The 22,906-nt window shown below is 67.7% G+C and carries 27 protein-coding genes; 7 read left to right on the forward strand and 20 right to left on the reverse strand.

Annotated features, from left to right (window positions below):
* Nucleotides 1–41 precede the first annotated feature (41 nt).
* Both dapE and prmB read left to right on the forward strand, forming a co-directional pair.
* Nucleotides 42–1,190 carry a succinyl-diaminopimelate desuccinylase gene (gene dapE, locus MXC99_RS07775; RefSeq protein ID WP_247724908.1) on the forward strand — a complete coding sequence of 383 codons (1,149 nt, stop codon included), beginning with the start codon at nucleotides 42–44 and terminating at the stop codon, nucleotides 1,188–1,190.
* A 110-nt stretch (nucleotides 1,191–1,300) separates the two neighbouring features.
* The gene (gene prmB / locus MXC99_RS07780; RefSeq protein WP_247724909.1) at nucleotides 1,301–2,251 is read left to right on the forward strand and encodes a 50S ribosomal protein L3 N(5)-glutamine methyltransferase; all 951 of its coding nucleotides are present in this window, start codon (nucleotides 1,301–1,303) and stop codon (nucleotides 2,249–2,251) included.
* A 152-nt stretch (nucleotides 2,252–2,403) separates the two neighbouring features.
* Here the strand turns inward: prmB and iscX are convergent, their stop codons facing one another.
* The 11 genes from iscX to MXC99_RS07835 all read right to left on the reverse strand — a co-directional run bounded on the left by iscX (nucleotide 2,404) and on the right by MXC99_RS07835 (nucleotide 10,924).
* Nucleotides 2,404–2,598 carry a Fe-S cluster assembly protein IscX gene (iscX, locus tag MXC99_RS07785; RefSeq protein ID WP_247724910.1) on the reverse strand — a complete coding sequence of 65 codons (195 nt, stop codon included), beginning with the start codon at nucleotides 2,596–2,598 and terminating at the stop codon, nucleotides 2,404–2,406.
* Between the two features lies 1 nt (nucleotide 2,599).
* Entirely contained in the window at nucleotides 2,600–2,941 is a 342-nt protein-coding gene (gene fdx / locus MXC99_RS07790) for an ISC system 2Fe-2S type ferredoxin (protein WP_075148952.1), read from the reverse strand.
* Nucleotides 2,938–4,806, reverse strand: coding sequence for a Fe-S protein assembly chaperone HscA (hscA, locus tag MXC99_RS07795; RefSeq protein ID WP_247724911.1), 1,869 nt, complete (start codon nucleotides 4,804–4,806; stop codon nucleotides 2,938–2,940). Before hscA ends, fdx begins: the two co-directional genes overlap by 4 nt.
* Nucleotides 4,807–4,823: 17 nt before the next feature.
* Nucleotides 4,824–5,357 (reverse strand): Fe-S protein assembly co-chaperone HscB, encoded by a 534-nt coding sequence (gene hscB / locus MXC99_RS07800; protein ID WP_247724912.1) that lies wholly within the window; start codon nucleotides 5,355–5,357, stop codon nucleotides 4,824–4,826.
* Between the two features lie 10 nt (nucleotides 5,358–5,367).
* Complete coding sequence (iscA, locus tag MXC99_RS07805; RefSeq protein WP_107221146.1) at nucleotides 5,368–5,691, reverse strand: iron-sulfur cluster assembly protein IscA; 324 nt, start codon at nucleotides 5,689–5,691, stop codon at nucleotides 5,368–5,370.
* Between the two features lie 38 nt (nucleotides 5,692–5,729).
* Entirely contained in the window at nucleotides 5,730–6,113 is a 384-nt protein-coding gene (iscU, locus tag MXC99_RS07810; RefSeq protein WP_247724913.1) for a Fe-S cluster assembly scaffold IscU, read from the reverse strand.
* Nucleotides 6,114–6,193: 80 nt separating this feature from the next.
* Nucleotides 6,194–7,405: an IscS subfamily cysteine desulfurase gene (locus MXC99_RS07815; protein ID WP_282100138.1), complete on the reverse strand. Its 1,212-nt coding sequence runs from the start codon at nucleotides 7,403–7,405 to the stop codon at nucleotides 6,194–6,196.
* A 19-nt stretch (nucleotides 7,406–7,424) separates the two neighbouring features.
* Nucleotides 7,425–8,621, reverse strand: a complete 1,197-nt coding sequence (locus MXC99_RS07820) for a cysteine desulfurase family protein (protein ID WP_247724914.1) — start codon at nucleotides 8,619–8,621, stop codon at nucleotides 7,425–7,427.
* A gap of 14 nt (nucleotides 8,622–8,635) precedes the next feature.
* Nucleotides 8,636–9,118, reverse strand: coding sequence for a Fe-S cluster assembly transcriptional regulator IscR (iscR, locus tag MXC99_RS07825; RefSeq protein WP_247724915.1), 483 nt, complete (start codon nucleotides 9,116–9,118; stop codon nucleotides 8,636–8,638).
* Between the two features lie 164 nt (nucleotides 9,119–9,282).
* Nucleotides 9,283–10,038, reverse strand: a complete 756-nt coding sequence (gene cysE / locus MXC99_RS07830) for a serine O-acetyltransferase (RefSeq protein WP_247724916.1) — start codon at nucleotides 10,036–10,038, stop codon at nucleotides 9,283–9,285.
* Between the two features lie 145 nt (nucleotides 10,039–10,183).
* Nucleotides 10,184–10,924, reverse strand: a complete 741-nt coding sequence (locus MXC99_RS07835; RefSeq protein WP_247724917.1) for an RNA methyltransferase — start codon at nucleotides 10,922–10,924, stop codon at nucleotides 10,184–10,186.
* A gap of 133 nt (nucleotides 10,925–11,057) precedes the next feature.
* Between MXC99_RS07835 and MXC99_RS07840 the strand changes: the two genes are divergently transcribed.
* From MXC99_RS07840 to MXC99_RS07860, 5 genes are all read left to right on the forward strand, one after another.
* Entirely contained in the window at nucleotides 11,058–11,870 is an 813-nt protein-coding gene (locus MXC99_RS07840; RefSeq protein ID WP_247724918.1) for an inositol monophosphatase family protein, read from the forward strand.
* A gap of 155 nt (nucleotides 11,871–12,025) precedes the next feature.
* Entirely contained in the window at nucleotides 12,026–14,602 is a 2,577-nt protein-coding gene (gene mutS, locus MXC99_RS07845) for a DNA mismatch repair protein MutS (protein WP_432654238.1), read from the forward strand.
* Nucleotides 14,603–14,621: 19 nt separating this feature from the next.
* Nucleotides 14,622–15,392, forward strand: a complete 771-nt coding sequence (locus MXC99_RS07850; protein WP_247724919.1) for a spermidine synthase — start codon at nucleotides 14,622–14,624, stop codon at nucleotides 15,390–15,392.
* Between the two features lie 156 nt (nucleotides 15,393–15,548).
* Nucleotides 15,549–15,752 carry a (Na+)-NQR maturation NqrM gene (gene nqrM / locus MXC99_RS07855; protein WP_075148965.1) on the forward strand — a complete coding sequence of 68 codons (204 nt, stop codon included), beginning with the start codon at nucleotides 15,549–15,551 and terminating at the stop codon, nucleotides 15,750–15,752.
* A gap of 27 nt (nucleotides 15,753–15,779) precedes the next feature.
* The gene (locus tag MXC99_RS07860) at nucleotides 15,780–16,187 is read left to right on the forward strand and encodes a CBS domain-containing protein (protein ID WP_247724920.1); all 408 of its coding nucleotides are present in this window, start codon (nucleotides 15,780–15,782) and stop codon (nucleotides 16,185–16,187) included.
* Between the two features lie 17 nt (nucleotides 16,188–16,204).
* Here the strand turns inward: MXC99_RS07860 and dnaQ are convergent, their stop codons facing one another.
* The 9 genes from dnaQ to MXC99_RS07905 form a co-directional block, all read right to left on the reverse strand.
* On the reverse strand, nucleotides 16,205–16,933 hold the full coding sequence (gene dnaQ, locus MXC99_RS07865; protein WP_247724921.1) for a DNA polymerase III subunit epsilon: 729 nt from the start codon (nucleotides 16,931–16,933) through the stop codon (nucleotides 16,205–16,207).
* A 20-nt stretch (nucleotides 16,934–16,953) separates the two neighbouring features.
* Nucleotides 16,954–17,415, reverse strand: coding sequence for a ribonuclease HI (rnhA, locus tag MXC99_RS07870; RefSeq protein ID WP_247724922.1), 462 nt, complete (start codon nucleotides 17,413–17,415; stop codon nucleotides 16,954–16,956).
* Nucleotides 17,416–18,144, reverse strand: a complete 729-nt coding sequence (locus tag MXC99_RS07875; RefSeq protein WP_247724923.1) for a class I SAM-dependent methyltransferase — start codon at nucleotides 18,142–18,144, stop codon at nucleotides 17,416–17,418.
* A gap of 195 nt (nucleotides 18,145–18,339) precedes the next feature.
* Entirely contained in the window at nucleotides 18,340–18,855 is a 516-nt protein-coding gene (locus MXC99_RS07880; RefSeq protein WP_247724924.1) for a DUF4124 domain-containing protein, read from the reverse strand.
* A 64-nt stretch (nucleotides 18,856–18,919) separates the two neighbouring features.
* Nucleotides 18,920–19,135 (reverse strand): hypothetical protein, encoded by a 216-nt coding sequence (locus MXC99_RS07885; protein ID WP_247724925.1) that lies wholly within the window; start codon nucleotides 19,133–19,135, stop codon nucleotides 18,920–18,922.
* A 32-nt stretch (nucleotides 19,136–19,167) separates the two neighbouring features.
* Nucleotides 19,168–21,408, reverse strand: coding sequence for a hypothetical protein (locus MXC99_RS07890; RefSeq protein WP_247724926.1), 2,241 nt, complete (start codon nucleotides 21,406–21,408; stop codon nucleotides 19,168–19,170).
* Between the two features lie 4 nt (nucleotides 21,409–21,412).
* Nucleotides 21,413–21,808, reverse strand: coding sequence for a hypothetical protein (locus MXC99_RS07895; RefSeq protein ID WP_247724927.1), 396 nt, complete (start codon nucleotides 21,806–21,808; stop codon nucleotides 21,413–21,415).
* 1 nt (nucleotide 21,809) lies between these two features.
* A complete protein-coding gene (locus tag MXC99_RS07900) occupies nucleotides 21,810–21,953 on the reverse strand; it encodes a hypothetical protein (protein WP_247724928.1) in 144 nt (47 codons plus the stop codon).
* Nucleotides 21,954–22,126: 173 nt separating this feature from the next.
* The coding region (locus MXC99_RS07905) for a hypothetical protein (RefSeq protein WP_247724929.1) at nucleotides 22,127–22,906 on the reverse strand (780 nt) is incomplete at its 5' end.

A 22,906-nucleotide genomic window follows, 5' to 3' on the forward strand; every position in this document is an offset into this window, starting at 1 on the left:
CCTGTAGCCGCGTCATTCCCCACTTCCCTCCCTCCAACTCCATGCCCGATACCCCCACTCCAACGCTCGCCCTGGCCTGCGAGCTGATCTCCCGCCCTTCGGTCACCCCGGACGACGCCGGTTGCCTCGCCCTGATCGTCGAACGCCTGCAGGCCCTCGGGTTCGCCTGCGAGCGCCTCGACCGCGCTGGCGTCTCGAACCTGTGGGCCCGCCGCGGCCAGGTCGCGCCGGTACTGTGCTTCGCCGGCCACACCGACGTCGTCCCGCCGGGCCCAGCCGATGCCTGGCGTACCCCGCCCTTCACCCCGACCCTGATCGACGGCATGCTGTACGGGCGCGGTGCGGCCGACATGAAGAGCTCGCTGGCCGCTTTTGTCACCGCGATCGAGCGCTTCGTCGCCGCCTGCCCCGACCACGGCGGCAGCATCGCCCTGCTGCTGACGTCGGACGAGGAAGGGATCGCCACCGACGGTACGGTCAAGGTGGTCGAAGCCCTGGCCGCACGCGGCGAACGCCTCGACTACTGCATCGTCGGTGAGCCCACTTCGGTGAATACGCTCGGCGACATGATCAAGAACGGTCGTCGCGGCTCGCTGTCGGGCACGCTGCGGGTGAAGGGCCAGCAAGGCCATGTGGCCTACCCGCAGCTCGCACGCAACCCGATCCACGCCTTCGCCCCGGCACTGGCCGAACTGGCGGCGATGCGCTGGGACGACGGCAACGAGTTCTTCCCGCCGACCACCTGGCAGGTCTCCAACATCCACGCCGGCACCGGCGCCAACAACGTGATTCCGGGGGTGTGCGAAGTGATGTTCAACTTCCGCTTCGCCTCGGTCTCGAGCGCCGACGAACTCCAGCGCCGCACCTGCGCAGTGCTCGACCGCCATGGCCTGGAATACGAGATCGACTGGCACCTGTCGGGCAAGCCGTTCATCACCGGCCGCGGCCGGCTGGTCGGGGCCCTGTCGGCGGCGATCCGCGACACCCTGGGGGTGGACACCGAACTATCGACTTCGGGCGGCACTTCCGACGGCCGCTTCATCGCCGACATCTGCGCCGAAGTGGTGGAGTTCGGTCCGGTCAATGCGTCGATCCACAAGGTCAATGAATGCATTGCGGTGGCCGCCGTCGAACCCTTGTCGGTGGTCTATGAACGCACCCTGCAGGCGCTGCTGGGGCGCGGCGCATGAGGCCTTTCCCGGCGAGGCGGCCCGGTGGCCGGACTTGCCACCTCCGAAGCTCGTCTTCGCCCCCACGGCCGCGCCCGCGGCACAACTGAACTTCCCTGCAGAGCGCACATATGACCGAACACGATCACAACGACACCGACCTGGGCCACGAGCACGAACACGAGCACGGCCCGCTCAGCGAACTCGTCACGGTGCGCGACTGGCTGCGCTACGCGGTAACGCGCTTCAACCGCGCCGGCATTTTCTGCGGCCACGGCGTCGGCGACACCTACGACGAGGCGGTCTGGCTGATCCTCGGCAGCCTGGCGCTGCCGCTCGACCGCCTGGAGCCCTTCCTTGACGCCTGCATTCCGGGCGAAGAGCGGATCGGGCTGCTCGAGGCCATCGAGCAGCGTGCCGATGCGCGCAGGCCGACCGCTTACATCCTGGGTGAAGCCTGGCTCGGCGACTTCCGCTTCACCGTCGACGAGCGCGTGATCGTGCCGCGCTCGTTTTTCGCCGAGCTGCTCGAAGACGGCCTGAGTCCTTGGGTGGAAGACCCGGAGAGGGTCGGCAGCGCGCTCGACCTGTGCACCGGTTCCGGCTGCCTCGCTGTGCTGATGGCGCACGCTTTTCCCCATGCCGAAATCACCGCTGCCGACCTGTCCGAGGATACGTTGGACGTGGCGCGACAGAACGTCGCCGACTATGGCCTGGAAGAGCGCATCGAACTGGTCCACAGCGACGTCTTCTCGGGGCTGCGGGGCCGTCGCTTCGACTTGATCCTGAGCAACCCGCCCTACGTGACGGCCGAGGCGATGGACGCCCTCCCTCCCGAATACCTGCACGAGCCGCGCATGGCGCTGGCCTCCGGTGAGGACGGGCTCGACGTCGTGCGCGAATTGATCGCGCACGCCGCGCAGCACCTGCACCCGGGCGGCGTACTCGCGGTCGAGGTCGGGCACAACCGGGCCCTCGTCGAAGCGGCGTTCCCGGGCCTGCCCTTCACCTGGCTGTCGTCGCGTGGAGGCGATGACATGGTGTTCGTACTGAAAAGGGAGGAGCTACCCGGCGCGGACTGAAGCCTGGCCGAAAACCGGCGCGCCGGGCTGGTTCGACCTCCCGTGCCGGCGGAGCAAGGCGGCCGGGCAGCGCGCCTGCTGCACCACCGAATCGCAGCTTCAGTGCCCCCTGCCGCATTTCGCGCGCGGCCCCGGGAGTGGCCTGATCCGGCTCAGGCGAGCTCGTCGATCCAGGCCTGCTGGATCCCCTCGAGGATGCGCTCGCCGCAATGCTTGGGGTCGTCGTCGAACTCCGGCAGCGCCATCACCCAGTTCATCAGATCGACGAAATTGACTTTCGCCGGATCCACATCCGGGTAGGCATCGGTGAGCTGGATGGCAATTTCCTGAACATCGGTCCACTTCATCTCAGTGCTTTCCTTCGCGGGCCATGTTGATGGTATAGCGCGGGATTTCCACGACCAGCGGGGTGTCGGCCACCACCGCCTGGCACGACAGGCGCGACTGCGGCTCCAGCCCCCAAGCCTTGTCGAGCAGGTCTTCTTCTTCGTCCTCTGCCGGGGTCAGCGAGTTGAAGCCTTCGCGCACGATAACGTGGCAGGTGGTGCAGGCGCACGATTTCTCGCATGCGTGCTCGATGTCGATGCCGCCCTGCAGCAGGCTGTCGCAGATCGTGGTGCCGGGCGCGGCCTCGATCACGCTGCCGTCGGGGCAGAGTTCGACATGGGGAAGAACGATGATCTGGGTCATAGCTCGAGTTCGTCTACCTTGTGGCCCGCCAGGGCGCCGCGGATGCTGCTATCCATGCGGCGGGCGGCAAATTCGTCGGTGGCACGCGCAAGCGCGTCGATGCCGGCCTTGATCGCGCGGTGGTCGCTGCCTGCGCGCAGTTCCTGCAGGCGGGCGATGGCGGCATCGATCGCGGCGCGTTCGCTGTCGGTCAGCAGCGCGCCGTCCTTTTCCAGCGCATGGCCGCAGGCCTCGATGACCCGGTCGGCTTCGACCTGCTGCTCGCGCAGGTTGCGCGCCATCATGTCGTCGTCGGCGTGCTCGACGCTGGATTTGAGCATCTCGGTGATCTCGTCGTCGGACAGGCCGTAGGACGGCTTGACCAGCACGCTGGCCTCGACGCCGGAAGACATCTCGCGCGCCGACACCGACAGCAGGCCGTCGGCATCGACCTGGAAGCTGACCCGGATGCGCGCCGCCCCGGCGACCATCGGCGGGATGCCGCGCAGTTCGAAGCGCGCCAGCGAACGGCAGTCGGACACCAGTTCGCGTTCGCCCTGGACGACGTGGAAGGCCATCGCCGTCTGGCCGTCCTTGAAGGTAGTGAACTCCTGGGCGCGGGCGATCGGCAGGGTGGAATTGCGCGGCACGACCTTTTCCACCAGTCCGCCCATGGTCTCCAGGCCGAGCGACAGCGGAATGACGTCGAGCAGCAGCCAGTCGTCCTGGTCGGTGCGGTTGCCGGCGAGGATGTTGGCCTGCATCGCCGCGCCGAGGGCGACGACCTTGTCCGGATCGAGGTTGGTGAGCGGCTCCTGGCCGAAATAGTTGGCCACCGCGCGCTGGATGTGCGGCATGCGGGTGGCGCCGCCGACCATCACCACGCCCTTGATGTCGTCGGCCGCCAGTCCGGCATCGCGCAGGGCCTTGCGCACCGGGCTCAGGGTCTTCTGCACCAGGTGGCGGGTCATTTCGGCGAACTGCTCGCGGGTGACGACGAGATCCACTTCCTCGCCCGACGCCAGGCGCAGGTGGATCGGCGCTTCCTCGCACGAGGTCAGCAACTCCTTGGCCTCGCGCGCCTTCATCTGCAGGCGGCGGGCGTCTTCGAGCGACGGCGGCTCGATGTTGGCCTGGTCGAGCACCCAGCAGAACAGGCGATGATCGAAATCATCCCCGCCCAGCGCCGCGTCGCCGTTGGTCGACAGCACTTCGAACACGCCGCGCGACAGCTTCAGGATCGACAGGTCGAAAGTGCCGCCGCCGAGGTCATACACCGCATAGACCCCCTCGGCCGCGTTGTCCAGGCCGTAGGCCACCGCCGCTGCGGTCGGCTCGTTGAGCAGGCGCAGCACGTCGAGCCCGGCGAGGCGCGCGGCATCCTTGGTCGCCTGGCGCTGGGCGTCGTCGAAATAGGCGGGCACGGTGATCACCGCGCCGACGAGCGGACCGCCGAGGCTGGCTTCGGCGCGCTCGCGCAGGCGGCGCAGGATTTCGGCGGAAACCTCGACCGGGCTCTTGATCCCCTGCACCGTGCGCAGGCGGACCATGCCGGCGCTGTCTTCGAAGTCGTAGGGCATGGTCTCGATGTAGGCCACGTCCTTCAGCCCCCGCCCCATGAAGCGCTTGACCGAAACAATGGTGTTGCGCGGGTCAGTGGCCTGCGAGCGGATCGCACCATGGCCGACTTCGATGCTTCCATCGGCACAGTAGCGCACCACCGAAGCGAGCATGGTGCGACCGCCCTCGTCGGGCAGGCATACGGCGATACCGTTGCGGACGGTGGCGACGAGCGAGTTGGTGGTACCCAGATCGATGCCCACCGCGAGCCGGTGCTTGTGCGGCTCGGCGGAGAGGCCGGGTTCGGCGATTTGCAGCAGGGCCATCTGATGTCTTCCGTGCTCTAGTTTTCGAGGGCCAGCAGGGCCTCGTCGATTTCTTGCTGGAGTTTGTCGATGAACATCAGCCGACGCACGGTGTCGGCTGCCGCTTCGTAGTCGTGTTCGTCATCGAGCTGGGTTCCGAGGTGGCTGCGGACCTCGCGCGCGTGGTGCAGCAGGCGCCGGTGCAGTTCCTCGAGTTCGTGTGCCTCGGCGGCGTCGCGCGCCTCCTCCACCGCTTCGCGCCATTCCATCTGCTCCATCAGGAACTCGGGCGACATCGCGGTGTTGGTTTCGAGCGCGGCATCCACGCCCGCCAGCTCGAGCAGATACTGGGCGCGGTCGAGGGGCCGGCGCAAGGTGCGGAAGCCTTCGTTCACCCGGGTCGCCATCTGCATCGACAAGCGTTTCTCGGCGTCGGACAAGTGGGCGTGGCGGTCGGGGTGGACCTGCGCCTGGAGCGCATGCCATGCCGCCTCGAGGGCGGCCTCGTCGAGCGCGAAGCGGCGCGGGAGGCCGAACAGGCTGAAGTAGTCGCCGGTGAGATCGATGCTCATCGCGACTGCCTCAGACGTTGAAGCTTTCACCGCAACCGCACTGATCCTTCACGTTCGGATTGTTGAACCGGAAACCTTCGTTGAGGCCGTCCTTGACGAAGTCCAGTTCAGTGCCGTCGAGATAGGACAGGCTCTTGGGGTCGATCACGACCTTCACGCCGTGGCTCTCGAAGACCAGGTCCTCGTCCTCGGTCTGGTCGACGAACTCGAGCTTGTAGGCCATGCCCGAGCAGCCCGAGGTCTTGACCCCGAGACGGATGCCGACGCCCTTGCCGCGCTTGCTGAGGAAGTTCGAAACGTGCCGGGCAGCGTTTTCAGACAGGGTCACGCCCATGGTTGTTGCTCCTGTTCATCCTGTTCGGTAAGCGCCGCTCAGGCGTCGTTCTTCTTCTTGTAGTCGGCGACGGCGGCCTTGATCGCATCCTCGGCGAGGATCGAGCAGTGGATCTTCACCGGCGGCAGCGCGAGTTCTTCGGCGATCTGGGTGTTCTTGATCTCGAGCGCCTGCTCGATGGTCTTGCCCTTGACCCACTCCGTGACGAGCGAACTCGACGCGATCGCCGAGCCACAGCCGTAGGTCTTGAATTTCGCGTCTTCGATCACCCCGTCCTTGCCGACCTTGATCTGCAGCTTCATCACGTCCCCGCACGCGGGGGCACCCACCATGCCGGTGGCGACGCCTTCCTCTTCCTTGCCGAAAGAGCCGACGTTGCGCGGATTTTCGTAGTGGTCCAGAACTTTTTCGCTGTAAGCCATGATGTTTCTCCGTTTGGAGGTATTCCAATAATTAGACCGGGATACGCTGCCCCGGTGCCTTGACCGTGCGCAGGTGCCGCTCAGTGCGCGGCCCACTGCACCGCATCGAGATCGACGCCGTCCTGCACCATCTCCCACAGGGGGGAGAGTTCGCGCAGTTTGCCGATCTTGTCGTGCAGCAGCTTGATCGTGTAGTCGACTTCCTCTTCGGTGGTGAAGCGGCCGATCGAAAAACGGATCGAGCTGTGCGCCAGTTCGTCGTTGCGCCCGAGCGCGCGCAGCACGTAGGACGGCTCCAGGCTGGCGGAAGTGCAGGCCGAACCCGACGACACTGCGATGTCCTTGATCGCCATGATCAGCGACTCGCCCTCGACGTAGGCGAAGGAAATGTTCAGATTGTGCGGCACCCGCCGCTCGAGGTCGCCATTGACGTAGGTGGCCTCGATATCGGTGAGGCCGGCGAGCAGCTTGTCGCGCAGCCGGCGGATGCGCGCGTTTTCTTCGGCCATCTCCTCGCGGGCGATGCGGAAGGCTTCGCCCATGCCGACGATCTGGTGGGTGGCGAGCGTGCCCGAGCGCAGGCCGCGCTCGTGGCCGCCGCCGTGCATCTGTGCTTCGAGGCGCACGCGCGGCTTGCGCCGCACGTAGAGCGCACCGATCCCCTTCGGGCCGTAAGTCTTGTGTGCGGAAAAACTCATCAGGTCGACTTTGAGCGTATCGAGGTCGATGTCGACCTTGCCCGTAGCCTGCGCCGCATCGACGTGGAAGACGATGCCCTTCTCGCGGCAGAGTTCGCCGATTTCGGCGATCGGCTGCACGACGCCGATCTCGTTATTGACGAACATCACCGTCACCAGGATGGTGTCGGGGCGAATCGCCGCCTTCAGCACCTCGAGATCGATCAGGCCGTTTTCCTGGACGTCGAGATAGGTGGCCTCGAAGCCTTCGCGTTCGAGTTCGCGCACGGTGTCGAGCACGGCCTTGTGCTCGGTCTTGACGGTGATGACGTGCTTGCCCTTGCCCTGATAGAAGTGGGCGGCGCCCTTGATCGCCAGATTGTTCGACTCGGTCGCCCCCGAAGTCCAGATGATTTCCTTGGCATCGGCATTGACCAGCGCGGCGACCTGCGCGCGCGCCTCCTCGACCGCCTGCTCGGCTTCCCAGCCGAAAGCGTGCGAGCGGCTCGCAGGGTTGCCGAAGTGCTCGGTCAGCCAGGGAATCATCTTTTGCGCGACGCGCGGATCGACCGGGGTCGTGGCCGAATAATCGAGATAGATCGGGAACTTCAGCATTACGTATCTCCGCAGAGCGTTATCCGTGTTCAGGGTTGAGGCCCGCCGACGGCCGGATCGCCACCGAGGCCAGGTTCTTGAGTTCGTCCACGACGCGGGCGAGGGCTGCGATGAATCGCTCCGTGTCGTCGGCGCGGGTATCCCGCCCCAGGCTCACCCGCAGCGCGCCGCGGGCGATTTCCGGCGCCACCCCCATTGCCAGCAAGGTGCGCGAAGGCTCCGGGTTGGCGCTCGAGCAGGCCGAGCCGCTGGCGCAGGCGAAACCGGCGCGATCGAGCTTGCCGACCAGCGTCTCCCCTTCGATCGGCTCGAGGGCGAAGAATACCGTATTCGGCAGACGCGGCGCGCCGGCGCCGAAGACCCTCGCCCCCAAGTTGTGCAGCGCGCGGGCGATGCCGTCGCGCAGCTTGCCCAGGCGCTCGGCCTCGGCCTCGCGGCGGGCGCGCGCAAGCTCGCAGGCAACCCCGAAGCCGACGATGGCGGCGACATTCTCGGTCCCCGAACGCAGCCCGCGCTCCTGGCCTCCGCCGGCAATCAGCGGCAACAGTTCCACCCGCTTGTCCACCACCAGCGCGCCCGCACCAAGAGGTCCGCCGATCTTGTGCGCCGATAGTGTCATCGCATGCACGCCGAGGGCGCGGAAATCGGTTTCGATCTTGCCCAGAGCCTGGACCGCATCGGTATGGAACCACGCCCCCGCCGCCCGCGCCTGCGCCGCCAGCGCAGCGATGTCCTGCACGACGCCGGTCTCGTTGTTGGCCTGCATCACCGATACCAGGCGCGGCCGCTGGGCGAGCACGGCCTGCCAGGCGCGGTCGTCGATGCGGCCCTCGCCGTCGACCGCGATTTCATGCATGTCCCAGCCTGCCCGTGCGAGCTGGCGCGCCGGTTCACGCACACAGGGGTGCTCGATTGCACTGACCGCCACCCGCCCCGGCCTGAGCATCGCCGCCGCCCCTTTCAAAAACAGGTTGTTCGCTTCGGAGCCGCCGCTGGTGAAGACGACCTCGGTGGCGTGGGCCCCGACCGCGGCGGCCACCCGCGCGCGCGCTTCATCCACCGCCGCCCGGGCCTGGCGGCCGTATTCGTGGCGGCTGGAAGCATTGCCGAAACGAATCGGCTCAGCGCCGCCGAGCCAGGGCAGCATGGCCTCGCGCACCGCGGGATCGAGCGGCGTGGTGGCGTTCCAGTCGAGATATACCGGAGCGAAACCCATGCCCTCCTCCCCTTTCAGGCCGCGGCGACTTCGTGCATGGCGGCGACGGCACGGCGCCGGATGTTCTTCAGCACGGCCATGTCGGGGTCGGGATGGACGCGGCGATTGACCAGGGCTTCGAGAGTGACCGAATCGAGGTAGGCGTACATACGCTTGTTGAGGTTGGCCCACAAGTCGTGGGTCAGGCAGCGATGATCGTCGTGACAGTTTTCCTTGCCGCCGCACTGGGTGGCATCGAGCGGCTCATCGACCGCGACGATGATGTCGGCCACGGTGACGCTGTCCATGGTGCGCGCCAGGCGGTAGCCGCCCCCCGGACCGCGCACGCTGCTGACCAGCTTGTGGCGGCGGAGCTTGCCGAAGAGCTGCTCGAGATAAGACAACGAGATTTTCTGGCGCTCGGCGATGCCGGCCAGCGTGACCGGCCCGTCGGCCTGGCGCGCAGCCAGATCGACCATCGCCGTTACGGCAAAGCGCCCCTTGGTCGTCAGTCTCATGCTTTCTCCTCGCAGAATGGTGGTGCGGTGGCTAGTCGGCGCTCGCTGTGCGTTGCAGCGCGAATACCCGAATTTTTCACTCGACTATACGTATCCCGACAAAAACGGTCAACTACTCACGGGACGTAGGCTGTGCGCCTCATGCCACCCGCCCGGCGCGGCACTCAGTCGACCATTTTCGACAACTGGTCGGGATCGAAGTGATCGGCCGACTCTGCGGCATCGTCGAACCTGATCCCCGCGCTCTCCAGGCGGGCGATGATGGTGTGCAGCCGGCGGTCGGTATCGACTGCGTGATCGAGCAGTCCGTGCAAAGCCTTGGCGACCGGATCGTCCATGTCGCGGGTAACGCCGTACGCGCTGAAGCCGATCTGCTCGGCCTTTTGCGCGCGTGCGGCGTCACGCTCGGAATCGAGGATGCGCGCCGGATTGCCGACCGCGGTGGCGCCCTCCGGAACCGGTTTGACCACCACCGCGTTGGAGCCGATCTTGGCCCCGTCACCGACGGTAAACCCCCCCAGCACCTTGGCTCCTGCGCCCACCACGACGCCGCGACCGAGCGTGGGATGGCGCTTGGTGCCGCGATACAGGGAAGTGCCGCCGAGTGTCACTGCCTGATAGATCGTGCAGTCGTCGCCGACCTCGGCGGTCTCGCCGATGACCACGCCCATGCCATGGTCGATGAACACGCGGCGGCCGATCACCGCGCCCGGATGAATCTCGATCCCGGTGAGAAAGCGGCTGACGTGGCTGATGAAGCGCCCCAGCCAATGCCAGCCGCGCGTCCACGCGCCATGCGCAAGGCGGTGGAACATCAGCGCATGAATCCCCGGATAACAGGTCAGCACCTCGAGCGTGGAGCGTGCGGCGGGGTCGCGCTCGCGAACGCTGGCCAGATCTTCTCGCAGGCGACTGAACATGATTCGGAAACTCCGGAAGGAAAGGGACGGGAACGGGAGCACGGCAGCGACGGCGGCTGGGCGCCGATCAATTCCCGAGAATTTTAATCGACTATCACGATACACAGAAAGCCCGGGTCGGGCAGCGGCCGCCGAATCGCAAGGCTCAACCGCGCTTGCGCGGTGTCTCGAAGGTGGTGAGCATGCCGCGCAGGATGGCGACCTCCTCCTTCTCCAGGCGAACGCGGTTGAACAGCCGGCGCATGCGCGGCAGCAGGCGCTTGGGGTTGGCCGGGTCATGAAAGCCGCTGGCCGTCACCGCCCGCTCCAGATGGGCGATGAAGCCTTCGAAATCGGCATGCGTCGCCGGCTCGACCTGCACATCGAGAGGGGCCGTGACGACTTCCCCGAGCGCGGCCATGCGCATCTCGTAGCTCAACACCTGCACCGCCGCGCCGAGATTGAGGGAAGAGAAATCCGGATCGGTCGGAACCGTGACCGGCAGGCTGCACAGGCCGACCTCGTCATTGGTGAGGCCGCTGGTCTCGTTGCCGAACACCAGCGCGACGATGCCGTCGCGGCTGCGCGCGACCAGTTCGCGGGCGGCGTCGCGCGCCTGCATGCGCGGCAGCGAGAGCTCACGCCGGCGCGCCGTGAGCGCAGCGGAGAGCACCGTGTCGGCCAGCGCTTCCTGCAGCGTACCGACCACCCGCGCGGATTCGAGCAGATCCGCCGCCCCGGAGGCGCGTGCGGTCGCCACCTCGTCGGGAAAGGACTCGGGGGCAACCAGCCACAGGTCGCGCAACCCCATGGTCTTCATCGCACGCGCGGCGGCACCGATATTTCCGGGATGGCTGGTACGCGACAATACGACCCGGATACGGTCGAGCGCGAGGGGGCGATTCATATTAAAATTCCACGTTTTCCGAATTTGCCGGGCCGCCTGCCCGGAACGTGTGCAGCCGGGCCGCCGCATCGCTTGTCGACGGGGGAAGGCCGCACGTCGCAGGCGCCCGATTCTTTAACCGAGACCGCTCCGCATGCATCCCACCCTGAACATTGCCGTCAAGGCCGCCCGTCGCGCCGCGTCCGTCATCAACCGCGCCTCGACTCAGCTCGATCTGCTCACCGTGCAAGCGAAATCGCCCAACGACTTCGTCACCGAGGTGGATCGCGCTGCCGAACAGGCCATCATCGAAGTGCTGCGCGAGGCCTTCCCGGGGCACGGGATTCTAGCAGAGGAGTCCGGGGAACTCGGCCCCGTGAGCGGCGCGGAGAGCGAGTTCAACTGGATCATCGACCCCCTCGACGGCACCACCAACTTCATTCACGGCTTCCCCCAATACGCGGTCTCGATCGCCCAGACCAAAAAAGGCGTACTCGAGCACGCGGTGGTCTACGATCCGGTCGCCAACGAGATGTTCACCGCCTCGCGCGGCAGCGGCGCCTTCCTCAACGACCGCCGTATCCGCGTATCGCGCCGCACCCGGCTGAACGAAGCCCTGATCGGCACCGGCTTTCCCTTCCGCCAGTTCGACCACGTCGACGCTTACCTGGCGATGTTCAAGGAACTCACCCGCAAGACCGCCGGCATCCGCCGCCCGGGCGCCGCGGCGCTCGATCTCGCCTACGTCGCCGCCGGGCGCCTCGACGGCTTCTGGGAAATGGGCCTGGCACCGTGGGACATGGCCGCCGGCGTGCTGCTGATTCAGGAAGCGGGAGGCCTGGTGTCCGACCTTTCGGGCGAAGCCAACTTTCTCACCACCGGCAACATGGTCGCCGGCGCACCGAAGATCTTCGGCCAGCTCCTGCCCATCATCCAGTCCTACCGTCCCGAGAACCTGCCGGCCTGAAGCACGCCATCGGCACGCCATCGCGGGCGCCGGTGAACGCCCCGCAAGACAGACCGACGAGCGGTAACGAACAGCGAAGAATCAGCACCTTGGACGATATATCAGAGCGCCGGCGCGAGCTTGATGAGCACGAGATCGCGAATCACACGCCGATGATGCAGCAGTACCTGCGGCTCAAGGCGCAGCACCCTTCCACGCTGCTCTTCTACCGCATGGGCGATTTCTACGAGCTCTTCTTCGAGGACGCGGAAAAAGCTGCGCGCCTCCTCGACATTACCCTGACCACCCGCGGCCAGTCCGGCGGCAGGCCGATCCGGATGGCGGGCGTGCCTTTCCACGCCGTCGAGCAGTACCTCGCCCGCCTGGTCAAGCTGGGCGAATCGGTGGTGATCGCCGAGCAGGTCGGCGAGCCGGGCGCGACCAAGGGGCCGATGGAGCGCGCGGTGAGCCGCATCGTCACTCCCGGCACGCTGACCGACGCCGCGCTGCTCGACGACCGCCGCGACGCCCTCCTGCTGGCGGCCAGCGTGCACCGCGGCGTGCTCGGTCTGGCCTGGCTCAACCTCGCCAACGGCGACCTGCGCCTGATCCAATGCGCGGCCGAGAACCTGCAGGCCCAGTTCGAGCGCCTGCGCCCGGCCGAAGTGCTGATTCCGGACGGCCTTGCGCTGCCGCTGCTCGACCGCCTCGCGCCGGCGCTGCGGCGCCTGGCCGACTGGCAGTTCGACGCCGAGACCGGCCTCCGCCTGTTGACTACGCACTTCGGCACCCGCGACCTCACCGGTTTTGGCGTTGCCGAGACCGGCACCGACGGCTTGCCGCTGGCGCTCGGCGCGGCGGCGGCGCTGTACGACTATGCCCAGGCCACCCAGCGCCAGACCCTGGCCCACGTCACCGGCCTCACCGTCGAACGCGAATCCGAATACCTGCGCCTGGACGCCGCCACCCGGCGCAACCTCGAACTGACCGAGACCCTGCGCGGCGAGCCCGCCCCCACCCTGCTGTCGCTGCTCGACGGCTGCGTCACCAGCATGGGCTCGCGCTGGCTGCGCCATGCGCTGCACCACCCGCTGCGCGAGCGCACCATCCCCGCCGCACGCCAGGCCGCGGTCGCAGAGCTGGTCGGCGAAACCACCGACTACGGCATCGACAGCCGCGACGGCCGCCTGGCCGCAGCGGTGCGCACGGCACTGCGCGGGGTCGCCGACGTGGACCGCATCACCGCCCGCATCGCGCTGCGCAGCGCGCGCCCACGCGATCTCTCGGCGCTGCGCGAAAGCCTCGCCCGCCTGCCCGCGCTGGGTGAGGCCTTGTCGGCGTGCGGCGCGGCGCTGCTGGTCGAGCTGCACACTGCACTGGAGATCGCCCCCGACCCTCTGGCCCTGCTGCAGCGCGCGATCGCCGCCGAGCCCGCCGCCATGGTGCGCGACGGCGGCGTGATCGGACCCGGCTTCGACGCCGAACTCGACGAACTGCGCGCGATCCAGAGCAATTGCGGCGAATTCCTCCTCGCCCTCGAAGCGCGCGAGCGCGCGCGCAGCGGCATCGCCAACCTCAAAGTGGAGTTCAACCGCGTCCATGGCTTCTACATCGAGGTCAGCCGCGCCAACGCCGACAAGGTGCCCGACGATTACCGCCGCCGCCAGACGCTGAAGAACGCCGAACGCTACATCACCCCCGAACTGAAAGCCTTCGAAGACAAGGCCTTGTCGGCCCAGGAGCGTGCCCTGGCGCGGGAGAAACTGCTCTACGACCAAGTCCTCGATACCCTTGCCGGCCACATTCCGGCACTGCAGCGCATCGCGCGCGCGCTGGCGACGGTGGACGCGCTTGCCGCCTTCGCCGACGCTGCGCTGCGCAACGGCTACGTCCGGCCGCGCTTCATCGACACCCCCGGCGTGCACATCGCCGGCGGCCGCCACCCGGTGGTCGAACGCCAGGTGGAAAACTTCATCCGCAACGACGCCCACCTCGCCGCCACCCGCCGCATGCTGATGATCACCGGCCCCAACATGGGCGGCAAATCGACCTTCATGCGCCAGGTCGCGCTGATCTGCCTGCTCGCCCACGTCGGCAGCTTCGTCCCGGCCGAGGCTGCCGAGCTCGGCCCACTGGATGCCATCTTCACCCGCATCGGCGCCTCCGACGACCTCGCCTCCGGGCGCTCGACCTTCATGGTCGAGATGACCGAGGCCGCCGCCATCCTGCACGGCGCCACCGCCCACAGCCTGGTGCTGATGGACGAGATCGGGCGCGGGACATCCACCTTCGACGGTCTCGCGCTGGCTTTCGCCATCGCCCGCCACTTGCTGGAAAAAAACGGCAGCCTGACGCTGTTCGCCACCCATTATTTCGAACTCACCCGGCTCGCCGCCGACTATCCGGAGTGCGCCAACGTGCATCTGGACGCGGTCGAGCACGGCCACCGCATCGTCTTTCTGCATGCACTGGAGGAAGGCCCGGCAAGCCAGAGCTACGGCATCGAGGTCGCCGCGCTCGCCGGCATCCCGGCGGGCGTGATCCGCGACGCCAAGCGGCGGCTGCGCACCCTGGAGAACCGCGAGATCGATGCCGGCCCGCAGGCCGACCTGTTCGCCGCCCTGCCCGAGCCCGAGGGCGAACCCCTGTCGCACCCGGTATTGACCGAACTGGCCGCGCTCGACCCCGACACGCTCAGCCCGCGCGAAGCGCTCGAGCACCTCTACGCACTGAAGCGCCTGGCCGGCGCCTGATCGAAGCAGGTTTCCAGGGATGAATCCACCGATCGATATTTCCGAACAAGCCGGCGTGCGCTACCTGCACTTCGGCTCCGACTGGATCCAGGGGGCGATGCGCATCCGCCGCCCCCATGCGCTCGAACTCGCCTACACTCGCGAGATGATGGCGGGCCTGCTGCTGCGCGATGGCCTTGCCGCCGACGGCGGGCGCTGGCCGAGGAAAGTGCTGATCATCGGCCTCGGCGCCGCCTCGCTGGCGCGCTTTGTCCATCACCACCTGCCGCAAGCGCGCATCCGGGTGGTCGAGATCGCCCCCGCGGTCGTCGCCGCGGCACGGCAGTTCTTCAAGCTGCCGGCCGAGGACGCGCGCTTCTCCATTCACCTCGGCTGCGGCGCGCAGTACGTGCTGGAGCGGGACGAGACCTGGGACTACATCCTCGTCGATGGCTACGACCGCAACGCCCGCGCCGGCGCCCTCGACACCCTGCCGTTCCACCAGGCGCTGCATGCACGACTGAGCGAGCGCGGCTTGATGGCGGCGAACCTGTTCGGCCGTGCGCGCGGCTACAAGGCCAGCCTGGAACGTATCGTCGACGCATCCGGGGGCCGGGCGGTGGCGTTTCCGTCCTGCGACAGCGGCAACGTCGTCGCCTTCGCCGCCGCCGGCGAGCCGATCGAACGCAGCATGGATGAGCTGCGCCTGCGCGCACGCCAGCTGAAGGAAGAAACCGGGCTCGACCTGGGGCCGACCGTGACCCGGCTCGAACAGTCGGGCACGCTGCCCGGCGCGCACTTGCGCCTTTGAGACCGGCGGCCGTACCCGGCGGCGCCCCCGGGAACGGCAAGGACACGAGCCCGAAGACGCCGCCACCCCGCAGGCATGGCCAGAACGGCCGCGGGCGAGGTATTGTCCACTCGTAACAAGGGGGCCAGGCCGGCCCCCTACCGAGGTAGAAGCAAGATGAACACTTTTCTGATCACGCTCGCCGTCGTCGGCATCGTCATCGCCGCAATGGCAATCGGCGTCATGTTCGGACGCAAGCCGATCGCCGGCAGCTGCGGCGGTCTGGGGACGCTCGGCCAGGATTGCGAGTTCGGCTGCAAGAAGCCCTGCACCAAGCGCCAGGCCCGCATCAGCGCCGCGAGTACCGAACAATCGAACTGAATCACACGATAAAAACCGGAAAGAACCATGCTCAGTTCCCTGCTCGTCAAAGACTACATGATCGGCGACCACCTCGCCTTCACCGCCCGGACCGACCTGCTCAAGGCGGTGCATACCTTGCTCGAACACGGCTTGAGCGGTGCTCCGGTGGTCGATGAAAACAACCGCCTGATCGGTTTCCTGTCCGAAAGGGACTGCCTCAAGGCGGCGCTCGATGCATCGTATTTCCGCCACGAAGCGGGCGAGGTGCAAGAATTCATGAGCCGGGACGTGAGCTCGATTGCCGGCGATGCCAGCGTAATCGATGCCATCCAGATGTTCCTCGCCAACCCGCATCGCTGCCTGCCGGTCGTCGAGGGCTCGCGCCTGATCGGCCAGCTCTCGCGCGCCGACATCCTCAAGGGGCTGGAAAAACTGCGCCGCGACGGGCGCTGAGCACGTCGCCGGCGCGATCAGGCTGGCGAAGCCGTTTCCGACTCCGGCGGCAGCCACAGGCACAGGCCCTTGTTCGCCTTTGCGATTTCTTCCAGCACCGCCCGGTGGGCCTGCAGTTCGGCCGCGCTCGGGCGCAGCACCTGCAGTGGTGCACGCGCGCTCAGCGCTGCCGCCGCGCTCGCGACGTCGCTCGCCGCAGGTTCGTCATCGAGCCCGATCATCAGGCTGTCCTGCCCTCGCGTCATCGCCAGATAGACTTCGGCGAGCAGTTCGGCATCGAGCAAAGCGCCATGCAGTTCGCGGCGGGCGTTGTCGATCGAGTAGCGCTCGCACAACGCGTCAAGCGAGGCCTTCTTGCCCGGATTCTGCTCTTTCGCCAATCTGAGGGTATCGATGACGCCGGAGCACAGGCTGCTCAGCCGGCCACGGCCGAGGAGTTCGAGTTCGCAATCGAGAAAACCGACGTCGAAGCTGGCATTGTGGATGACCAGTTCGGCATCGCGCACGAAGTCCTCGAACGCATCGACGATGTCGGCGAACTTCGGCTTGTCGGCGAGGAATTCTTCGGTGATGCCGTGCACGGCGACCGCTTCGGCGGCAATCGGGCGCCCCGGATTGATGTAGACGTGGAAATGCCGGCCGGTGAGGCCGCGGCTGAACAGCTCGACGCAGCCGATTTCGATGACACGGTCGCCGTTGCGCCAGTCCAGGCCGGTCGTTTCGGTGTCGAGCACGATTTGTCGCATGGGAACCGCTCCTTTTTTCTTCAGCCTTCGACCGCCGCTCCGGCTCGCCGCACCGCTTCCACACCACGACGCGCGAGGGCGTCGGCACGCTCGTTTTCCGGGTGCCCGGCGTGCCCGCGTACCCACAGCCACTTGACGTGGTGACGGGATGCCGCAGCATCGAGGGCACGCCACAGATCCTCGTTCTTCACCGGCGCCTTCGACGCCGTTTTCCAGCCACGCGCCTTCCAGCCGTGGATCCATTCCGAAATCCCTTTCTGGACGTACTGGCTGTCGGTATGCACGCGCGCCGACACCGGGCGCTTGAGCGCATCGAGGGCGCGGATGACCGCCAGCAGTTCCATCCGGTTGTTGGTGGTGTCCGGCTCGCCGCCCCACAGTTCCTTCTCGTGCGCGCCGGCGCGCAGAATCGCACCCCAGCCGCCGGGGCCGGGGTTGCCGCTGCAGGCGCCATCGGTATAGATATCCACTTCTTCCGTCATCTAATGCGTTTTCCTCGTGTCGCCGTTGCGTTGGGCAAGCGGCGAAAGTCTTTTCGAGTGAACCTTGCGCCCGCGCCATCGGGGCGTGATCAGGCGCATCCCATGGACCCGCTTGACGCCGTGCAACAGGTACGCCGCCCCCAGCACCGGCCACCAGCGCGCTCCGGCCCGATCCATGAAGCGCCAGCGCTCCAGCCACTGCACGCGGTGGACCGGCGGGACGAAACAGCCGCAGCCGCTGCCGCGGATCTCGAAGCCGAGCAGGTTCAGCCAATCCCGGATGCGCATCGCACTGCGGTACTGGCCATTCCATGGCACGGCGGTGGCGCGGCATCCGAGCACACGGCGCAGCCCCCACAGGCTGATCGGGTTGAAGCCGGTGATCACCACGCTCCCTTCGGCCACCAGCACACGCTCGACTTCACGCAGCACCTCATGCGGATGGCGCGAGAACTCGAGCACATGCGGAAGCAATACCAGATCGAGGCTGGCGCTGGCGAACGGCAGTTCGAACTCGTTCGCCTGCACCTGCGCCCCCGCAGCCGGCGCACAGCCGAAGCGGTGCGGCATCCGGTTCGCGCGCAGGAGGTCGATTTCGGGCAGGCCGATCTGCGCGGCGTTATAGCCGAAAATATCGGCCACGGTGCGATCCACCCCGTCTTGCTCCCAGGCGAGCAGGTAGCGTCCCTGCGGCGTCTGCAGCCAGCCCTGAAGATCGAGGATTGACATCGGCACTCAGGTCCTCACAATTCAGGGATGGACATTATACGTCGCCAATTCGCCTAGAACCCGCGCCGTTACAGGCATTTAGCGTCCCTGCTGTCTAAAACTCGAAAACCCAACGGCGACCCTCAACCCCGCGTGAATACTGGGGCGATTTTTGAATTTTAGACAGCAAAATCGTGCTTTACCGCCCCCCCCCGCTCACCGCCCCACCATCCCCGCCCGCTGTTCTTCCAGCCGCTTGATCTCGTCCCGTATCCCGCGCATCCGCAGGTCGTAGCGGGCGACGGTGGCGTTCATTTCTTCGCTGATGCTCTGCTCCCACATCGCGCCGGCGAGGTTGGTGTTGGCGCGGTCTTTTTTGTTGCGCAGGGCCGCGAGTTCGCGGTTCATCCGGTCCTGCTCTTGCTCGAGGTCGGCGCGTTCGACGCGCAGGCGGTGGTCGAGCTCGCGCAGTTGGCGGGAGCGGACCATTTCGTCGACGGAGGCGTTGATTTTGTCGAGGGTGGTGGGTGCGCCGGGGGCGGGCGGGGTGCCGGGACCGGCGGCGGGGCGGATGTCGAGAGGCTGGGCGTCGGTGGCGCAGGGGCGGTCGGCGAAGACGGCCTGGCCGTCGATGCGGCACTTGTAGACCTGGGCGTGGGCGGCGGTGGCGATGAGCAGCGCGGCGGGGATCGCGGCGGCGCAGAGGATGGGCAGGCGGGGTGCCGGGGGCATGGCGGCATTCTCCGGGGATAGGCTGGGGGGCATTCTACCGCGGCGGGTGTGGCGGGACGGCGGGTCAGATTTCGATGAGTGTGATCGGCAGCGCAGGGGCAGGGCCTTCGAGGGCGCCGTCGCGCACGAACACGGCCTGGCCGAGCTCGGCCTCGCCGCGGGCGGCGATGAGGCTGCCGTCGGGGAGCTGGACGCGCAGCGGCGCGGTGGCGACGACGGTGCCGACGAGCAGCGGGGCGTCGGGGATGAGGGCGCGGAACTTGGCGTAGAGGTTGCTCATGGTCGGCGGGCTGGCGATGGGAGAAGGTGGGGCTAGAGGTGGGTTTCGAGCTCGATGGTCTGGCGTGCGGTGGGGAGCTGGGCGCGCACGGCGGTGCTGCGCACGAGGCCGGTGCGGGGGGTGCCGGCGTCGGTGTAGCGGATGAGCTGGCCGGGGGTGAGGATGCCGGTTTCGGGGAGGATCGGCAGGTCGAGGGTGATGCGCGCCTGGCGGCCGGTGTCGGCGAGGATGGCACGGCCGCGGGCGCGGGCGGCGTCGGCGTGGGTGACGAGGGGGTCGGTGACCATGGGGGCGACGACGTCGCCCGCGGTGCCGGCGCGGGTGACCTGGCCGAGGATGCCACCGGCCTCGGTGCCGGAAACGAACGCGCGGTTGTAGTCGGGGCGCTGCAGCCATTCGATGGCCTCACGCACCACCGGGGCGCTGGGCAGGTCGACGTCGGGGGTGGCGGCGTCCCATTCCCACGGCAGCAGCGGGTAGCGCGGGAGGATGCGCAAGGTGTCGGTGAGCGGGTCGGCCTGGACGTAGGCGCCGGCGGCTTCGGCCAGGCGCTGGGCGTGGGCGATGTAGGGGCCTGTATGGTTGTAGAGCCCGGCAGGGACGAGCCAGTCGGCGGCCTGCCAGTCGAGCGTCCAGCCCAGCGACACGCCGTTGTCGGTAAGGGCGTCGGCGAGCAGCTGCTGCGCGCTGCGGTCGCTGCCGTGGCTGCGGGTGACGACGGGGCTGTGGGGGTCGGCGAGCATGGCCGCCCTGCCCCGCCCGCTGATGCGCAGGCGCGACTGGGCGAAGCGGCGGTCGCGGGCGATGCGTTCGGCGAGCAGGCGGAAGGCCTCGCCGTTGACGGTGGCGATGAGTTCGACCGGCTCGCCGGCGGCGATGGGTTCGACCAGGGCGAGCTCGGCACCGGGGATGGAGGCGTCCCAGCCCCAGGTCCAGGAATCGATGTCGATCTGCAGGGCGAGCGAGAGCGCGGTAAGCGGGGCGCTGTCGCTGGCGCGCACAAGGGTGACGGTGTTGAGCACGAGATAGGTCCTCCGCACCGGAACGACGATCGTCCCGGTGCCGGGTTGCGGGGGCGGCGGGCAGCCGAAGACGAGCGCCGTGGCGCCGTCGGCAAGGCGGCAAAAGCGCAGCGCCACCGGGCTGCTGGGCGCGGCGGGGTCGATCGGCGGCACCGGCCACGGATAGGCGATCTGCCACCAGCCGAGCGGCAGCGGAATCATCTGCTGCTGGCGCAGCGCCGCACCGCGGGCAAGCGGCAGGCCCTGGCGGTGCCCAGCCGGAGCGTGCGCGGCGGCGCGGGTGCCCTGCTGCTGATCGGTGCGCAGGCGGTGACGGGTGCGGATGCGCTCCTGATGGTCGCTGCGGGTGCGGGCGGCGAGCGCAATGCCGTGTTGTGCCGGGGCGGCGAGGACGCGCTGCTGGCGCAGGGTGTCGGCATGGCCCAGGCGGCGGCCGTTGCCCAGTGCGGCGCCGTGCTGCGCGCGCTGCAGGCTGGCGCGACTGGCGGCGATCATCTGTTGCTGCACGATGGCGGCGCCCGCGGGCAGCGGCGCGGCCTGCAGGGTGCGGGCGGCGGCCGGGGTGCGGGCGGCGATCATCTGTTGCTGGGGCGCGGCGAGCACGGCGGGGGCGTCACGGGGGGCGAGGTGGCGGGCGGCGATGCCGGGGCCGATGGCATCGGGCAAGGCAATGTCGTAGTCGATGGCGATCGACCCCAGCGCCAGGGGCGGCAGCACCACGGCCTGCAGGATGGCGGCGGCCCGCGCCGGGGTGAGCAGATCGGCGATGGCGGCCAACGCGAGCGCGGGCGCGGGCGGCGCAGGCAGTGCCGCGGCGAGCGCGGCCGGCATCCGCGGAAGCGTTTCCGTGGCGGCGAAGGTGAGTGCCGGCAAGGCCGCCGCAGGCAGGGTTGCCGCCAGTTGCGCCGGGGTGAAGGCATTCCCCGCGGCAGCGAGCTCGAGCGCGGGTGCGACCGGCGCGGGGAGCGCGGCGGCAAGGGTGCCATCGACATAGTCCGCCGCGGGGTAGCTGTCGCCCTGCGCGGCGAGGGCAAGCGCGGCCGATGGCGCGGGGAGCGCGGGAGCAAGCGTGCCTTCGATGTCTTCCAGCAGCCGGGGCTGCGCACCGAAGACCAGCGCCACCGGGCCGGGGGTGGGCGATACCGGCGTGACAAAGCGCAGCTGCACCCCGGGCCAGTCCCCGAAGACCAGCGACACTTCGCCCGGCGTGGGCGTGACTTGCCGCCAGAATCGGAGCTTCTGGTCGGCCACGGGCTCAGCCCTGGAAGACGGCCGAGGTCAGGCGGCAGAAGGCGCCCTGCTGCAATACGGTGGAGGCGAGCTTGATCTCGCCGCTGCCGGCTTCGTCCGAGACCGTCACCCCGTCCGCCCACACCGCGGCGGTGTTGTCGTAGATCACCGCGTGGTCGGCATCGCCGGCGGTGGCGATCTGCGCCTCGATGGGGACGGTGAGGATGATCTGGTGCGCCTGCGCATCGAGCGTGCCCACGCCGTCGGCGATGGAAATGGAGACGAGCACGGTGTCGAGGGCATCGAGGATGTCGATGCGGGCCTGCCCGGCGCCGGCATCGAGCAGGTCGAACGAGGCCTGCAGGGCCGGCAGGCGGGCGGCAGCGGCGCGGGCGGTGTCGTGGGCTGCGGAGAGGTTCATGTCAATCCACCGTGGGGACGAGGTTCATCTTGATCACCGGGTCGTGCACGCCGGTGTGGTCGTAGGCGATGACGTGGTATTTGAGCGCGGGGTCGAGGTTGCGGACTTCCCAGTTGCCGGATTCGTCGGCCCAGGTCCAGGTCACGGATGCCGTGGAGGGGAAGGCGTGGCCGTGCGCGTTGCTTGCAGCCCCGACGACCTGCACGCGGCGACGGACAGGGGCATCGGGCGCCCCTGCGGTTTTGGTCGAGCCATGGAGACGACCGATCAGCGTGGACGCAACGGACGGGATAATTACAGGAAGCCAAACCAGGACGCTCATCGCCACGGTCCCCGGATGTCGAACAGTGTGTGGCAGACGTAGCTATCGATTGTGCCAAGAGTATTCGAAACCTGCACGGCCTTAACCCCGAAAAGGGCAGCGGCGGCGGATTCGAACAGCGCAGTAAAGCTCGTCGGGACAATGCGCCCGAGCGGCAGGACAATCCCGGGGAGATGGCCGCGAAAAGGGGATGTGGTTGATATCCCGTCGAGCACAGCAACCGGACCGCCAAAACGCAGGTTCCCGTCAGGGTAGGGTTGCTCGGAGGCGTTGTAGGTACCGATATATGTATTTGTTGTGAAGCCCGCAGAGAGCAGGAAAGTTGTCGCGGCACCCGTTTGTGCGCCGCCCCGCGCAACGTACCGCGAATAGCCGGTGCTGAGGCCCATAAAGCCCCCGGGATGCTTGTCAGTTACGCTGGAGGAAGATGGGGCGGCGCTTTCGTGGGCTACGATCACGCAGCCATATTTGTCATTTGGGACCAGGCTCGCGATGTCCCCAAAATAATGCAACACCGCCCCCGTGTTGCTGGCATCCGTGCGGTATAGCGGCAAAAAGTAGAAGAATCGCCCGTCACCGATCAGCGCCCACAGCCGGGGCGTGGTATCAGCCAAAGAGCTTTTCGCCCATGTCCACAGCGTTTCGCCGCGCTGCGCCAGCGTCGGTGAGCTGCCCCACGAATTTCGTCTTCCAACGTAGTCGTCGTACGATCGACGCAACGAGAGGAAGAACGACGTGAAACGCATCCCGAAGCAGGAGTACACGGCCGAGTTCAA

It is taken from the genome of Thauera aromatica (assembly GCF_023093595.1).
GTDB classification, from domain to species: Bacteria; Pseudomonadota; Gammaproteobacteria; order Burkholderiales; family Rhodocyclaceae; genus Thauera; species Thauera aromatica_A.

Excerpts from the sequence above, each read along its gene's own strand:
- dapE (WP_247724908.1), top strand. The coding sequence starts at position 42 with ATGCCCGATACCCCCACTCCAACGCTCGCCCTGGCCTGCGAGCTGATC.
- prmB (WP_247724909.1), top strand. The coding sequence starts at position 1,301 with ATGACCGAACACGATCACAACGACACCGACCTGGGCCACGAGCACGAA.
- iscX (WP_247724910.1), bottom strand. The coding sequence starts at position 2,598 with ATGAAGTGGACCGATGTTCAGGAAATTGCCATCCAGCTCACCGATGCC.
- fdx (WP_075148952.1), bottom strand. The coding sequence starts at position 2,941 with ATGACCCAGATCATCGTTCTTCCCCATGTCGAACTCTGCCCCGACGGC.
- hscA (WP_247724911.1), bottom strand. The coding sequence starts at position 4,806 with ATGGCCCTGCTGCAAATCGCCGAACCCGGCCTCTCCGCCGAGCCGCAC.
- hscB (WP_247724912.1), bottom strand. The coding sequence starts at position 5,357 with ATGAGCATCGATCTCACCGGCGACTACTTCAGCCTGTTCGGCCTCCCG.
- iscA (WP_107221146.1), bottom strand. The coding sequence starts at position 5,691 with ATGGGCGTGACCCTGTCTGAAAACGCTGCCCGGCACGTTTCGAACTTC.
- iscU (WP_247724913.1), bottom strand. The coding sequence starts at position 6,113 with ATGGCTTACAGCGAAAAAGTTCTGGACCACTACGAAAATCCGCGCAAC.
- MXC99_RS07815 (WP_282100138.1), bottom strand. The coding sequence starts at position 7,405 with ATGCTGAAGTTCCCGATCTATCTCGATTATTCGGCCACGACCCCGGTC.
- MXC99_RS07820 (WP_247724914.1), bottom strand. The coding sequence starts at position 8,621 with ATGGGTTTCGCTCCGGTATATCTCGACTGGAACGCCACCACGCCGCTC.
- iscR (WP_247724915.1), bottom strand. The coding sequence starts at position 9,118 with ATGAGACTGACGACCAAGGGGCGCTTTGCCGTAACGGCGATGGTCGAT.
- cysE (WP_247724916.1), bottom strand. The coding sequence starts at position 10,038 with ATGTTCAGTCGCCTGCGAGAAGATCTGGCCAGCGTTCGCGAGCGCGAC.
- MXC99_RS07835 (WP_247724917.1), bottom strand. The coding sequence starts at position 10,924 with ATGAATCGCCCCCTCGCGCTCGACCGTATCCGGGTCGTATTGTCGCGT.
- MXC99_RS07840 (WP_247724918.1), top strand. The coding sequence starts at position 11,058 with ATGCATCCCACCCTGAACATTGCCGTCAAGGCCGCCCGTCGCGCCGCG.
- mutS (WP_432654238.1), top strand. The coding sequence starts at position 12,026 with ATGCAGCAGTACCTGCGGCTCAAGGCGCAGCACCCTTCCACGCTGCTC.
- MXC99_RS07850 (WP_247724919.1), top strand. The coding sequence starts at position 14,622 with ATGAATCCACCGATCGATATTTCCGAACAAGCCGGCGTGCGCTACCTG.
- nqrM (WP_075148965.1), top strand. The coding sequence starts at position 15,549 with ATGAACACTTTTCTGATCACGCTCGCCGTCGTCGGCATCGTCATCGCC.
- MXC99_RS07860 (WP_247724920.1), top strand. The coding sequence starts at position 15,780 with ATGCTCAGTTCCCTGCTCGTCAAAGACTACATGATCGGCGACCACCTC.
- dnaQ (WP_247724921.1), bottom strand. The coding sequence starts at position 16,933 with ATGCGACAAATCGTGCTCGACACCGAAACGACCGGCCTGGACTGGCGC.
- rnhA (WP_247724922.1), bottom strand. The coding sequence starts at position 17,415 with ATGACGGAAGAAGTGGATATCTATACCGATGGCGCCTGCAGCGGCAAC.
- MXC99_RS07875 (WP_247724923.1), bottom strand. The coding sequence starts at position 18,144 with ATGTCAATCCTCGATCTTCAGGGCTGGCTGCAGACGCCGCAGGGACGC.
- MXC99_RS07880 (WP_247724924.1), bottom strand. The coding sequence starts at position 18,855 with ATGCCCCCGGCACCCCGCCTGCCCATCCTCTGCGCCGCCGCGATCCCC.
- MXC99_RS07885 (WP_247724925.1), bottom strand. The coding sequence starts at position 19,135 with ATGAGCAACCTCTACGCCAAGTTCCGCGCCCTCATCCCCGACGCCCCG.
- MXC99_RS07895 (WP_247724927.1), bottom strand. The coding sequence starts at position 21,808 with ATGAACCTCTCCGCAGCCCACGACACCGCCCGCGCCGCTGCCGCCCGC.